The organism is Streptomyces sp. NPDC001843, assembly GCF_042891955.1.
GTDB lineage: Bacteria > Actinomycetota > Actinomycetes > Streptomycetales > Streptomycetaceae > Streptomyces.
This window is the reverse complement of record NZ_JBIATQ010000004.1, coordinates 421,209-434,759: the sequence shown is the minus strand read 5'-3', so window position 1 is coordinate 434,759 and position 13,551 is coordinate 421,209. Positions and strand designations below refer to the sequence as shown.

Genomic DNA, 13,551 nt, shown 5'->3' with positions numbered 1-13,551 from the left:
CGCGAGGGCGAGTCCGGGGTCACCATCGAAGGGTGAGCCGCCTGGGTGACCTGAAGCCGCGGCCTCCGATGCCGTCGGTGTCGAGGACGGGCCGACTCGGCCACACCGTTGTCGTCGCCTGGGCCAGTCCGGCGAGGACTTCGTGGGCCTCCAGGGCGGCCAAGTGCCGGCCGAGGCAGATGTGCGGGCCCGTCCCCATCGCCAGGTGCGGCTGCGGCTGCCGGTGTACGTCCAGGCGGTCCGCGTCGGCCCAGCGGACCTCGTCCCGGTTGGCGGACGCCAGGTTGACGCAGACCAGATCACCCTCGCGCAGCCGCACACCGCACAGTTCCGTGTCGGTGGAGCACCGGCGCAGGACCCAGGTCAGTGGGCACTCCCACCGCCAGCACTCCTGCATGAGGGCAGTGGCGCCGGACTCGTCGGCGCGGGCGGTCTCCAAAAGCGCCGGGTCGGAGAGGACCGCGTACATCAGGGTGGCAAGGGAACGGAACGGGGGCTCGGTGCCGGTGGAGAGCAACAGGCGTACGGCCGGTAGGAGTTCGGGTCCGGTACCGATCAGCGGGTCGTTGCGGCGCAGCAGCCGTCCCACAAGGCTCTGCGGGGGCCACGACGAGGGTGTGCCGAGCCACTCCGTCATCGCGCCGGTGATCTTTCCGTCGGCGTCGTCGATCAGCCCGACGGCCCAGGTGTACAGGGTGCCGATGCGCGTTCCGGGCGGAAAGCCGATGATGCCCGCTATCGCCGTCAGCGCCACCGGGAAGGCCAGATCACGGACCAGGTCTCCACCGCCTCGGTTGGCCAGGGTCCCCAGGCGCGCGACGACGTCCCGGCGGATGAGCGCCTGCCGCTCGGACACGGCCTGCCGGTGGAAGCCTCCGTTCAGCACGTTCCTCCAGGCCCGATGCTCGGCGCCGTCCATCTCCAGGAACGACCGGCCGACCACCTGCCCCATGCTGTCGCCGTAGGCGGAGGACGAGAAGACGTGCTCGTCGCGCAGGACCTGCTCGACCGCGTGGTAGGACACCACGTGCCAGGCCGGAGTCCCGGTTGGGCCGAGCACATCCGTGCCGGTGAACACCTCTTCCAGCGTCGACCGGTGGACTGCGCCCCGGCGGCGCAGGGCGGCGAACTCGGCGTGCGGGTTCCCGAGCCGTGATCCGCTCTGGTCCGCGTCGAAGGCGTTCACCAGGGCGTACGCCGCTGCCATGTCCTCCTCGACGCCGCCGGGGCCGGCGTCGAGGAACGGCGGAGCGGCCGTCATGACACCCCGTCCTCGGTGTGGTGTCCCGCCGGGGAAGTACCCTCGGCGTCGTCTCCGAGGCGACGTACCGCGGTGCAGAGGTGGGTCTCCGCAGGGCGCCGGAGCCGGTTACCGACGGTGGCGGACTGCTGCGGCCCGGGTTGGCGCACCGCGAAGCCCAGCCGCTCCAGGAACGTGATGCCCGGCGCCCAGCTCTGCGGGCAGGTGGCCGTGACGCGCCGTGTCCCCCGGGCTTCGGCCTCCCGCAGCAGGTGCTGCGCCGCCCGTGTGCCGAGTCCCTCGCCGCGGGCCTGCGGGACGACGAGGAACAGCCCCACCGAGCAGGTGGACGGCTCGGGATGGCCCTCCACGGCGTCGACCAGGCCCACCGGGGCGTCCTCGCGCAGCAGTACCAGGAGGTGCTTCTGGTCGAAGTCCGCACCGTCAGGCAGGGAGTAGTACAGACTCTGCACGTCCGCGGGCAGGGCGGTTGAGCCCGTGGCGGCGACGAGGTAGTCGTCGCAGGCCGCCAGCACGTGGGAGACACCGGCTTCGTCCTCCGGTTGCAGCGGCCGGATGGTCAGCCCGCCCGGGGCGCGGATCGTGAAGGCCTCCATGGCTCACACCACCTGACCCTGTTGCGCGTACACCGGTCGTGACGGCCGGGCATCGGCCGGACCGCGGTACAGGAACCCGAACCGCGCCAGGGCGGCGGTGACCTCCGGGTCCGATCCGACTTCCTCGCCGCTCGACCAACGGTGCCACGTGTCGACGGCCGCACCGCGCAACCGGACCGTCACACCGGTCACGGGATTGGTGAGGCAGTGGACGCCGTCACGGTTCTCCACCGCGATGCCGATCTCGGCGCGCAGTCGGCCCGCAACCTCTTCGGCCTGCCGCCGCGAGGGCACCAGGAATCCGTGCCGTACCAGCAGCGTCGCCGTGGCGGCGGGGTCGGCGCCCAGGTAGTGGCACTCGCGGTCGGCCAGCCAGGTCTCGAGCTCGCGCCAGGTGATGCCGTCCAGCTCCCGCCAGTTCGCATCCTTCCCGTTGAGCTGGAGGAACCTGTCGTGCCGTGGGTGGTAGAGCGCGCTGGCCGGTCCGGTGTCGGTCTCGGTGGCCGGCCATGGGACCTGGGAGCACGTGACCTCCGGATCCAGGGCGAGCCGGGCACTGGGGTCCGGTGGCGGCCAGTCGAAGAGGGGCACGGGTGGGGTCTCGGGCAGGGGGGCTCCCACACTCGCCCGCAGAAAGGTGAACTCCTCTATCTCCCGGGCCAGCGGGTCACGGGCTGCGCGGAACCAGACGTTCGTGTCGCCGGCGGATCCCGCTGCGGTCTCGGCGACCCTCAGACCGTCCTGCTGGCTCATGCCGGAGCCGGTGGTGTAGTTCCGCGACAGGCTCAGGTCGTCCTCGGGTGCCGGGGGCTCGATACGGACGCCGAAGGCGTCGGGTTGCGTACCGACCGGCGAGTGCACGTCGAGCACGAAGGGTGAGCCGCCCCAGGTCGTGTGTACGACGCCGTAGGTTTCCACGGACAGGCGCCGCACCGCCTCGGCGAAGGCGACCGTACGTGCCGCCTCCTCTTCCGTCTCGCCGGGGAAGCCGTGGATGACGAAGAGGTGCAGGGGAACACCTGCCGTGAGCATGGCCTCGATGTTCGAGCAGGCGTCGTCGATCCTGGTGCCCTTGCGCATCAGGTCGAGGACGCGCTGACTGGCCGATTCCAGCCCGAAGTTCATCCGGCGGCAGCCGGACGCGTGGAGCAGTTCGGCGAGTTCCCGGTCCAACCCGCGCGCGAACCGCGTCTCGCCGTACCAGTGGATGCCGGCCGCCGTCCGTACGAGCTCCTCGGCGACACCGCGCAGGGTCCGCAGGCTCATGATCTCGTCGACGAACATGAAGAACGGGGAGTCGACTTCCGCACGCAGCCGGTGGATCTCCTCCACCACCGCGTCCGGGGGGCGTTGCCGGAAGGAGTTGCTGGCGAAGGGGATGGAGCAGAAGGCACAGTCCCAGGGGCAGCTCCGGGAGGCGAAGACGGGCAGGACGGGGCCGGGCGCGAGGTACTTGTGCAGCGGCAGCTCGGCATAGGCGGGCATGGCCGACGCCGAGAGGTCGGCACTCTGGCGGGGCGTACGCAGCAGTACGCCGTGGTCGTCCCAGACGGCACCCGGAATCTTCTCGCGGAAGTCACCTCCATGGCTGGGAGGCCCGTCGAGTCCGTCCACGATGGCGGCGAGCGCTCCCTCCCCCTCCCCTGTCACCACCGTGTCGACGTAGTCGAACAGCGGGTGGCGTCGCTGCCAGCGGTCCACCAGCCGGGTCGCGTAGTTGCCCCCGACGACCACGTGCACGTCCGGCCGGACGTCCCGAAGCATCCGCAGGAAGGTGACTCCCGCGATCAACTGGGTGTCGGCGGACATGCTCATCCCGACGACACCGACGGACGGGTCGAGGAAGAGGTCCCGGTCGAGCATGCGGTCGAAGGCCCAGCGGTACGGGTTGCCATCCGGGTCGTCCGTCGCGGCCAGCACCTGTGCCGTCGACTCGGCCGAATAGGCCGAGGTGTTCGACACCAGATCGAACTCACAGTCGGGGAAGGCCCCGGAGATGAGCCACAGCGCGTCACGCAGGGTGCGCCGGGCGGAGTGGAACACCTCGGGTTCACCCAGCGTCGCCAACGACTTCAGGCGTGCTTTCGCCTCTTCGACTCCGGCGATCGCGGCCGGCGCCACGAGCAGCGCGCGCTGCCGTGCCCACTCGTCGCGCAGACCGACCGCCCGGCGTCGGTGCGCCTTGTCCCGCAGCTCCGTCAGGGCGGCCTTCGACAGCAGCCAGTCGATGCACTCGATGCTCAGGTCGTAGGCGGCGGCCTCATAGCCCCGTGCGCGCAGGTCCCCCAGGAGCAGCGGCACTGCCAGGTGCGGCGCGTACGCGTTCCACAGGGGCGGATTCACCAGGACGGTCTTCTTGCCCATCTTCTTCCCCATCGGTCTCGGGGCCGGCCGGCACCCGGGGCGGTGCCCGGGTGCCGGCCGACGAGGCGCGGCCATACGGCGCGGTTACCGGCTCTCCGCCTCCGACTCCGGCGTGGCTCCGGACTCGTCCGGGCGCTTGGCCTTCATCGACGGCAGCAGGGCGTACTGCGCTCCGGTGCGGACTTCAGGCTGCACCACCTCCACGGCGGGGCCTTCACCGGTGGCGCTGGCCGCGGCCATGAGCTGCTCCAGATCCGTCTTCTTCCTGGTCATGAGTGTCACCTCCTCTCCGTCAGGGCCGGGTCGACCGGTTGGTGGTGACCAGCCCGCCTTGCACGAGCTGGTCCATGGCCGACTCGAACGCCTCCTTCAGTTCCGGTTCACTGATCCGGCCCTTGTTGAGTTGCTCGAACATGGCGAAGATCTGCGATCCGGACGATCCGTCGCACAGCTCGGTCACCACCCACGCAACGGGGTTCAAGTAGTGGATGGCCGGCTTGTGCGGGGTGTAGGCGAGCATGCAGTTCCACTCCGGGATGGGGCGGAACCTGGCTGACGAGCTCTGCTCATAGCAATCGGCTCGTCGCCGGTACGGCAGGGCGGACACGTCGTTCGTCAAGGTCGTCGGGGAGCTGTGAGACATCGATCCCTCCATTGGTCTCGGAGCAGAATGGGTCGGGGGCGTCCCAGCGGCCCGTGAACGCGAAGGCCGTGGACCTGCATCCGCCCGAGGAACCCTGCGTCTCCTCACAGGCGTCGCAGCCGTCGTCGACGTGACCGGAGCGATTGCTCACGTAGACCGGGTTCTTCCAGGTCTCGATGAAGCTCACCTCACGGACGTTGCCGTAGTCGGCGTAGTCCCGCAGGTAGGCGCAGCCGACCGAGCGGCCGGTGGCGTCGACCCCGGCGTTCTGCCAGCAGCAGTTGCCGTCCTTGGGGTGCCACGAGGTCATCAGGTGGACCGAGGCGGGAACCCGCAGCGCGTCCAGTGCCGCCATCTGGTCGGGCAGGCGCAGCGCCAGGTCCTTCCAGTGGGTGCGTGCCCGGCCCAGGGGGTAGAGCCGCAGTACGCCGACGCGGGGCACCCCGAGTTCCTCGGCCATGTCCAGCACCTGCTGCAGTTCGCCGACGTTGCGCCGGGTCATGATGATCAGGAGAACCACGGGCAGGCCTGCGGCCTGGGCGTTCTTCACTCCCTCGATCGTCTTGTCGAAGCTGCCCGGGGTCCTGACGTGCCAGTCATGGGTGGCGGCCGTTGCCCCCATGACGTCCACGTACAGCTCGCCGACGCCGATCTCCTTGAGCCGGCGGGCGACCTCGGGTGTGAGAAGGGTGGCGTTGGTCCGCAGGCGGGTCATCACATGGGGCGTCAGTTCGCTCAGGACTTCGAGGACGTCGGGGCGGTTCAGTGGCTCGCCGCCTTCGACGAACACCTCGATGAGCCCGGTCTCGGCCATCTCCTTGACGAGGGCGGCGTATTCGGCGCGGGTGAGTTCCCCGGCGCGGGGCTGGGCGGCGCAGTCTCCGTAACACTGCCGGCATGCGAGGTTGCACGACTGGGTGACTTGCAGCCAGCTCTTGAGGGGCTGATGCAGCACGAGTTCCATGGATCTCCGTCCTGGTCGGCACTGTGGCGTGTGCGCAGCGCGCCGGATACGGCAGCGTCGCGGAGAGGGTGTGGCGGGGGCCGGGCGGGAACCGGGGCCGGGTGTTGCCGGTGCCCGACGAGATGGTTCCCGGTTCGCTGCCGCTCTGGCGGGTTACGACGGCACCGGTGCGTCGACGGCCGCGCTCGAGGGTGTTTGCCGGTGGGCTTGGGTGAGCCAGTTCAGGAAGTCGACGCCGGCCGGGCCGAGACACAGGTGCGCTGACTGGGCGACCTTGTCGAGCAGGCTGGAGGCCCGGAAGTGTGCTGTCCGCGCGGACCGCTCGAGTTCGGGGCCGGGGCATGCGCGGGCGCGCTGCTCGAACCACGCGGCCAGGTGGACGTAGACGTGGGCGGCGGCGAGGGCCCGGTCGACGGGCCAGCGGGACACGGGAGAGTGCCGGTGCCATTCCGGTGCCACGGTGGGGGCGGTGCGCGTGTCGTAGTCGGCGACGAAGATGGACCGCGTCATCTGCAGGTCGTAGAGGCGCAGATGCACGAACTCGTGCACCATCGCCTCGGCCAGCCGTTCGGGGGTGCGCATGCACCGCAGTGCGACGAACGCGGCGCCGGGGATCTCGCGTGTGGAGGCGCTGTCGAACGCGTCGGGGCCGTCGACGGCGACGAGGTAACGGGCGTGCCGGAACAGCCCGGCGCACAGTTCGGGCGCGGTCTCCCGCATCAGGTCGACGGCGTCACGTGCGACCGCTGCCTGTTCGGGGCCGAAGGGGGTCAGGTGGTCGGCTCCCTCACCGGCGCTGAGGTGGCGGCGGAAGAGCGTGGTGAAATCCTGATGGGTCCGGGTGGGCAGGCCCGGGGTCGTGAGCAGGTCCACGTGTTCCCCGGCCATCTCCAACACGTCCCGAGCGCCGGCTCGTTCGGCCTCGGCGGCGAGCGTGGGCTCATCCGGGGTGCGCAGCAGCCTCGCGAGCCCAGCCAACTCGTCCCGGCAGGCAGGGGTGCGGCGGATCTGCCGCACCGCTTGGTCGAGTCTGTGCCGGACGGTGGGTTCTAGGGCGCTGCCGAATGCGATCCGTCGTCCGTCCGGCCCGGCGGGCCAGACGTCCGGGACGACGCACTCGAGAAGGAAGTCGTAGGTCTCGTATAACCGGTCGAGGATACTGGCGGCGTCGGCGAAGACGGGGTGTTCTGCCAGTGTCCCGATCCTGGGCTCTCGCATACTTGTGCCCCTGCTCAGATGCAGACCTTGCGGACCGAAATCACAGTCCTGCGGGTTGGTCGATCGCACGGGAGTAACGTGCCGATAAGCGATCGGGCGCCTTTCGGCGTCGCTTGCGTCGCATCGAACGTGCCATGGGCCGCAATCGCGTGTCAACCACATCGCGGACTTCAGCGGATACCGAATCATCGAATGAGAAAAGACTCCGCAAAATCGCTCTGCGACAGGCGCAGTTGGTTCGGTGCCGGGTACCGAGGTGTGGTGCGGTGTGTCGCAGGAAAGAACCGCAACCGCCGCGCCGCCCCTGGTTCGCCGACAAAGAGAAAACCGGCTCTATGAATTTCGGCTCGCGACCTGCCCTTCGTTCGGCCCCTCTTCGAGCGGCGCCGCCACTCAGCCGATTGGTCACCGCGAACGCGCTCAGCTCGGTCGGGGACGGCGCGCGGTTCGCGGCACTGCCGCTGCTGGCGGCGGCCGTCACACACGACGTGTTCTGGGTGTCCGTGGTCGCCGCCGCGGGGCGGGCGGCCTGGCTGCCGGCGCCGCTCATCGGCACCCTCGTCGACCGCATGGCGGCGCGTCGGTCCATGGTGGGCGCGGATCTGGCACGCTGCGCGCTGCTGGCGGTGCTGACCGCGATCACGGTCGTCGGACGGGTGCCTGTCACGTCGCTGGTGCTGCTGGCCTTCCTGTGCGGCATCGCCGAGGTGTTCTTCGACAGCGCGGCCCAGGCGGTCGTGCCGCGACTCGCGGCGGACCAGCAGTTGGAGCGGACGAACGCCCGGATCATCGGGGCGCAGATCACGGGGACCGGCTTCATCGGTCCTCCGCTCGGGGCGGCGCTGTGGACAGTCGGTGAGCCGTGGCCGTTCGCGGTGGACGCGTTGACGTTCCTCGCATCGGCGCTCCTTCTGAGGGGCTTGCCCACGTGCGCTCCGGGCGAGCGGGCGGAGCGTGGCACCGCGGGTCTGCTGCGTGGCACTTGGGCCGGCCTGCGGCTGCTCGGCGGGGACCGGGTCCTGCGCCGCCTGATGGTGGTGGTCGCGGTACTCGGTGTCGGCCAGCAGGCGGTCTACGCGGTGCTCGTCGTGTACGTGGAGGGCGAGCTCGGCCTGCCCTCATGGGGTTATGGCCTGATGCTGGTGGCGGCGGCCCTCGGCAGCCTGATCGGCGCCAGAACGGCGGCACGGACGGCGCACCGGCTGGGCACCGCCCGGAGCCTGGCGGTGTCGGTGACCGTGTCCGCGCTCACCTACCTGGTCGTCGCGGTGATGCCCTGGTGGCCGCTGGTGGCACTGATGCTGGCCGGGAACAGTGCCGCCGTGGTGCTGTGGAACGTCTGCACGGTCTCGCTCCGGCAACGGCTCGCCCCACCGGACATGCTGGGCCGTGTCACCAGCGGATACCGCCTCGCCGCCTGGGGCACCATGCCCGTCGGTGCCGCGCTGGGAGGCGTCCTGGCCGGACACGTCGGTCCCGGAGCACCCTGGGCCACGGCGGGCCTGCTGCTGCTGGCGTGCCTTCCGCTGCTGCGCGCCATGCCGTCGGCGCCGTCACGACGGGCGGACGACCCCGGCGGGGACACGGCCACGGACGAAACCGCCGGTGGGTAACACCCGTCCCCGGCAGGCGAAACCCGCACGAGTGCCCGCTCGAGGCAATGCCAAGCCGGTCACTTCCGCAGACCGCGGCACTTCGGTCTCACTGCGGGACAAGAGCCTCGGTGAGAGCGGCTTGAAAGCGTCTGGACGGTACCGGTCTCGGCGGTGCGGACTCCTGCCGATTCCTGGCGAACCGGGCGAAGACACACCGAAGACCGCTCGACCGTCGAAGCTTTCCGACCCGAGAGGAGGACACAAGAGCGTGTACCGGCCAAGTGTGGAAGACGCACACACGTTGCCGAAACTTGCCGGTGATCTGTTGGATCACTATCTTTCGGAAATACCGAATGGCGTATGCAGCCGTGTGCGCTTTTTCAGCCGAAAGCACGCGGTAGCGGCTCGCCGGTGGAGGAGATTCATTGCGATCACCCCTCTGTGCCCGGCTCGAGAAATCCCCGTCCCTTTTCGTTCCGCATGACGAGCGGACGGAAAACGAGCGTCACGCGGCCCTGGCATCGGTACTGCGTCCCTTCGCCCGTCACCCGCATTTCGGTGACGCGGACGTCATCACGCGCACCGTCGATTTCCTCTACGAAGTCGCGGCCACAGAGCGGATTTCCGTGCCGGAGGCGGCCGACCCGCACACGGCCCTGAGAAGCAGGCCTGCCGGCAGTGTCGGGCGAGGCGTTCGTCCGTGCCTGCGCCGACGCGGCGCGGCTCAGCGGGATCCCCCGGCCCGCGGCCGCGCTGACTGAAGCGGGAAGAGCAGACGGCCTGCCCCCGCGCTGAACCGGGCGTCTCTACAGCAGCTCCAGGCTCTCCGCGTAGTGGCAGGCCACCGGGTGTCCGCCGCCCCGGTCGATCAGCTCGGGCACCTTCTCCACGCAGGCCGTGCGCTCGCTCTCGGTGAGCCGGCCCGCGAACCTGGGGCAGCGGGTGCGGAACCGGCAGCCGCTCGGCGGGCGGACCGGGCTGGGCACGTCCCCCTGCACGATGATCCGTTGCCGGCTGCGTTCCTTGCGCGGATCGGGCAGCGGGATCGCCGAGACGAGGGCCTGGGTGTAGGGGTGCTCGGGGTGTGCGAACAGCTCCCGGGCGGGGGCTACCTCGACCAGGCGGCCCAGGTACATCACCGCGATCCGGTTCGCGACATGGCGCACCACCGACAGGTCGTGCGCCACGAACAGGAAGGACAGGCCCAGTTCGCCCTGCAGGTCCATCAGCAGGTTCAGGACGCCCGCCTGGATCGAGACGTCCAGCGCCGAGACGGGTTCGTCCAGGACGACCACCTTGGGACGCAGCGCCAACGCCCGTGCGATCCCGATGCGCTGGCGCTGGCCGCCGGAGAACTCGTGCGCGTAGCGGTTGCCGTGCTCGGGGTTGAGACCGACCAGGCGCAACAACTCCCGCACCTCGTCCTTCGCGCCCGGGCCGTAGAGGCCGTGGATGCGCAGCGGCTCGGCGACGATCTCGTGCACGGTGACCCGGGGGTCCAGTGAGGCGTAGGGGTCCTGGAAGACGACCTGCAACTCTCGGCGCACGGACCTCATCTGACGTCTGCTCAGCCCGGTCAGTTCACGACCCCGGTAGCGGACCTGCCCCGACGTGGCGCTCTCCAGGCTCAGCACGGTACGGGCCGTGGTGGTCTTCCCCGAGCCGGACTCCCCGACCAGGCCCAGCGTCTCGTTCTCGTACAGGTCGAAGGAGACCCCGCACACGGCGTGCACGTCGCCGACCCGGCGGCGGACGACACCGCGGGACATCACCGGGAAGTGCTTCACCAGGTCGCGGACCTGGAGGACCGGCTCGCCGGTGCCACCGTGACCGGGCAACGGGGGCAGGGACACGGCGGCGGTCTGCGCGGGAGCGGTCATACGGAGTCCTCCTCGGGGGCGCCGGCGGGTGCCGGGCCGGCGAAACGGGCCAGGGCCTCGGTGTCCGCGCCGACCGCGTCGAACACCTCGTCGGCCCCGGTACCGACGAGTTCCTCGGCGAAGTGGCAGGCGCTGAGGTGCGCGGCCGAGCCGGCCGGGCGGAGCGCCGGCTCCGCGTCGTCGCACGCGTTCCGGCGCATCGGGCAGCGCGGGGCGAACGGGCAGCCGGGCGGCAGGTTCAGCAGGGAGGGCGGGGAGCCGGTGATGGGCGTCAGGCGCTCCTCCTCCCGGTCGAGGCGGGGCAGGGAGCCGAGCAGCCCCAGGGTGTAGGGCATGCGCGGGGTGTAGAAAATGTCCTCGACCGAGCCGGTCTCGACGATCCGGCCGGCGTACATCACGGCGACCCGGTCGGTGTGCCCGGCGACCACACCGAGGTCGTGGGTGATCAGCACGAGGGCCGCGCCGGTCTCGGCCCGGGCGGTCTCCAGTGCGTCCAGGATCTGGGCCTGCACGGTGACGTCGAGGGCGGTGGTCGGCTCGTCGGCGATGATCACATCTGGGTCGTTGGCCATCGCGATGGCGATGACGACACGCTGGCGCATGCCCCCGGACATCTCATGGGGATAGCTGTCGACGCGTCGCTCGGGACCCGGAATGCCGACCGTGCCCAGCAGTTCGACGGCCCGTTCGCGGGCAGTGCGTGCGCTCAGGCCCGGGTTGTGCCGCAGCAGCGTCTCACTGATCTGGTAGCCGACCGTGTAGACCGGGTTGAGCGAGGTCATCGGATCCTGGAAGATCATCGCGATGCCGCTGCCCCGCAGGTCCGACAGCCGCGCGTCGGACAGCCCGAGCAGTTCCGTCCCCCGGAACCGCACCGACCCGCGCACCCGCGCGGAGCCCGGCAGCAGCCCCATCACCGCGAGCGCGGTGACCGACTTGCCTGAGCCGGACTCCCCGACGATGCCGAGCGACTCACCCCGCCGGAGCCGGTAGCCGACGCCCCGTACGGCCCGTACGACACCGTCCTCGGTCGGGAACTCCACGCCGAGGCCCTCGACCTCGAGCACCGGGCCCGACTCCTCGTCCTTGCCGATGACCGTCACTGTCGCACCCTTTGCTGCCGGGGATCGAAGGCGTCGCGCAGGCCGTCACCGATGAAGTTGATGGTCAGGGCGATGGCGATGATGAACGCGCCGGGGATGTAGAAGAGCCAAGGCCGGGTGTCCACCGCGGTCTGCGCCTGGGCGACCAGCAGCCCGAGGGAGGTGTCCGGCGGCTGGACTCCGAAGCCGAGGAAGGACAGCGCGGTCTCGGTGAGGATGCCGGTGGCCACCAGAACTGTCGCGTTGACGATGATCGGGCCGAGCGAGTTGGGCAGCAGATGCCGGAAGATGATCCGCGCGTCCGAGGCGCCGAGCGCCCGCGCCGCCTCCACGAACTCCTTCTCGCGCAGCGACAGTACGGTGGAACGCACCAACCGGGACACGTACGCCCAGGTCAGCCCGGCGACGACCACGGCGATCCAGTACCAGGAGCCGCCGCTGCGCGAGGAGATGACCAGGGCGATCGCGAACAGGGGCAGCGTCAGCACCAGGTCGGCGATCCGCATCAGGAGGGCGTCGACGAACCCGCGGTAGAAGCCGGCCACGGCTCCCCACACCGCGCCGACCAGCGTGGAGCCCAGCGCGATCAGGATGGCGATCTTCAGCGACGTCTGGGTGCCCCGCATGACCTGCGCGTAGGCGTCGTACCCGGAGGCGTCGGTGCCGAAGGGGTGCTTCCAGGAGGGTGGTTGGGAGTTGTCGGGCGTGTACTTCTGGTACGAGTAGTGCCACAGGTGCGGGCCGATGAACGCCCACAGCACGATCAGCACGAACACGACCAGGCTGGTCATGGCGGCCCGGTGGCGCACGAAGCGGCGCAGGACCAGTTGGGTCTGGCTGCGCTGCCGCACCGTGAACTCGTGCGGCGCCTGCGGGATTCTGGCGTCCGCCGACCCGGGTGCCTCTGTTTCAGTCATAGCGGATCCTCGGGTCGAGTACGGCGTAGAGGAGGTCGGCGACCAGGTTGAAGCCGATGACGACGACGGCGGACAGCAGCAGCCAGGCCATGGTCCGGTAGACGTCGAGGGTCGTCGCCGCCTGGACGAGCATCTCCCCCATGCCGTGCCACTGGAAGATCGTCTCGGTGACGACGGCGCCGCCCAGGATGATCGCGATGTCCATCGCGGTGACGGTGGTCAGCGGGATGAGGGCGGTGCGCAGGGCGTGCCGGACCAGCACCCGGCGGCGTCTGAGGCCCTTCGCGCGGGCCAGCCGCACGTAGTCGCTGTCCAGGACTTCGAGCATGGAGGCGCGGGTGTAGCGGGTCCAGGAGGCGAAGGACACCAGGGCGAGGGTGATGGTGGGCAGGACCAGATGGCCGACGCGGTCCATGAACTCGTTCCAGGGAGTGTCGACATCGAGGTACGGCGACTTCTCGCCGATGGTGCCGAGGAACTGGCTGCCGGTCTGTTCGTTGAACCAGATCCCGGCCTGTTTGAGCAGGACGGCGAACCAGAACACCGGCATGGCGAGGAACAGGAAGCCGAAGAAGGTGATGGTGTAGTCGGCGGTGCTGTACTGGCGGATCGCGCTGAACACCCCGAACAGCACGGCCATCACCAGGGCCAGCAGCATCGCGGCGGCGACCAGGGTGACGGTCACCCGGAAGCGGGTGAACAGGTCGTGCCCGATGTCCAGGTTGGCCTGCACGGAGGGTCCCCAGTCGCCGTGCAGCACTCCGGTGATCCAGTTCCAGTAGCGCTCCACGGCCGGCTGGTCGGCGTGGATGTGCCGGGCGAACGCGGCCACGGCGGCCCTGCTCGGGGCGGGCTGCCGCGAGGTGGCGAAGTTGGCCACGGGGTCACCGGAGTTGACGACGACGAGGAACACCACGAACGTCGAGACGATCAGTACGGGGATGGAGACGAGGATGCGGCGCACGGTGTAGGCGAGCATGCGGTCTTCTCTCGGAAGCTTCTCTCGGAAG

At 70.0% G+C, this 13,551-nt stretch carries 12 protein-coding genes; 1 reads left to right on the top strand and 11 read right to left on the bottom strand.

Going from position 1 to position 13,551, the window contains the following annotated elements:
• Positions 1-19 precede the first annotated feature (19 nt).
• From ACFYZQ_RS13410 to ACFYZQ_RS13380, 7 genes are all read right to left on the bottom strand, one after another.
• The gene (locus ACFYZQ_RS13410; protein ID WP_389145812.1) at positions 20-1,261 is read right to left on the bottom strand and encodes a cytochrome P450; all 1,242 of its coding nucleotides are present in this window, start codon (positions 1,259-1,261) and stop codon (positions 20-22) included.
• Positions 1,258-1,857: a GNAT family N-acetyltransferase gene (locus tag ACFYZQ_RS13405; protein WP_389145810.1), complete on the bottom strand. Its 600-nt coding sequence runs from the start codon at positions 1,855-1,857 to the stop codon at positions 1,258-1,260. The genes ACFYZQ_RS13410 and ACFYZQ_RS13405 overlap by 4 nt, the downstream gene beginning before the upstream one ends.
• Positions 1,858-1,860: 3 nt before the next feature.
• Complete coding sequence (locus tag ACFYZQ_RS13400; RefSeq protein WP_389145808.1) at positions 1,861-4,221, bottom strand: B12-binding domain-containing radical SAM protein; 2,361 nt, start codon at positions 4,219-4,221, stop codon at positions 1,861-1,863.
• Positions 4,222-4,305: 84 nt separating this feature from the next.
• A complete protein-coding gene (locus tag ACFYZQ_RS13395) occupies positions 4,306-4,494 on the bottom strand; it encodes a hypothetical protein (protein WP_389145805.1) in 189 nt (62 codons plus the stop codon).
• Between the two features lie 19 nt (positions 4,495-4,513).
• Entirely contained in the window at positions 4,514-4,741 is a 228-nt protein-coding gene (locus ACFYZQ_RS13390) for a hypothetical protein (protein ID WP_389145802.1), read from the bottom strand.
• A gap of 46 nt (positions 4,742-4,787) precedes the next feature.
• Entirely contained in the window at positions 4,788-5,828 is a 1,041-nt protein-coding gene (locus tag ACFYZQ_RS13385) for a radical SAM protein (RefSeq protein ID WP_389145799.1), read from the bottom strand.
• 153 nt (positions 5,829-5,981) lie between these two features.
• Positions 5,982-7,046, bottom strand: a complete 1,065-nt coding sequence (locus tag ACFYZQ_RS13380; protein ID WP_389145796.1) for an aKG-HExxH-type peptide beta-hydroxylase — start codon at positions 7,044-7,046, stop codon at positions 5,982-5,984.
• Positions 7,047-7,447: 401 nt separating this feature from the next.
• Here ACFYZQ_RS13380 and ACFYZQ_RS13375 point away from each other — a divergent pair, with 401 nt between their 5' ends.
• Positions 7,448-8,659, top strand: a complete 1,212-nt coding sequence (locus tag ACFYZQ_RS13375; protein ID WP_389145793.1) for an MFS transporter — start codon at positions 7,448-7,450, stop codon at positions 8,657-8,659.
• Between the two features lie 788 nt (positions 8,660-9,447).
• Here the strand turns inward: ACFYZQ_RS13375 and ACFYZQ_RS13370 are convergent.
• The 4 genes from ACFYZQ_RS13370 to ACFYZQ_RS13355 are packed head-to-tail and all read right to left on the bottom strand — an operon-like array spanning position 9,448 to position 13,520.
• On the bottom strand, positions 9,448-10,521 hold the full coding sequence (locus ACFYZQ_RS13370) for an ABC transporter ATP-binding protein (protein WP_389145790.1): 1,074 nt from the start codon (positions 10,519-10,521) through the stop codon (positions 9,448-9,450).
• Complete coding sequence (locus tag ACFYZQ_RS13365) at positions 10,518-11,624, bottom strand: ABC transporter ATP-binding protein (RefSeq protein WP_389145787.1); 1,107 nt, start codon at positions 11,622-11,624, stop codon at positions 10,518-10,520. Before ACFYZQ_RS13365 ends, ACFYZQ_RS13370 begins: the two co-directional genes overlap by 4 nt.
• Positions 11,621-12,541 (bottom strand): ABC transporter permease, encoded by a 921-nt coding sequence (locus ACFYZQ_RS13360; protein ID WP_389145785.1) that lies wholly within the window; start codon positions 12,539-12,541, stop codon positions 11,621-11,623. The genes ACFYZQ_RS13365 and ACFYZQ_RS13360 overlap by 4 nt, the downstream gene beginning before the upstream one ends.
• Positions 12,534-13,520: an ABC transporter permease gene (locus ACFYZQ_RS13355; protein WP_389145782.1), complete on the bottom strand. Its 987-nt coding sequence runs from the start codon at positions 13,518-13,520 to the stop codon at positions 12,534-12,536. The genes ACFYZQ_RS13360 and ACFYZQ_RS13355 overlap by 8 nt, the downstream gene beginning before the upstream one ends.
• Positions 13,521-13,551: the final 31 nt, after the last annotated feature.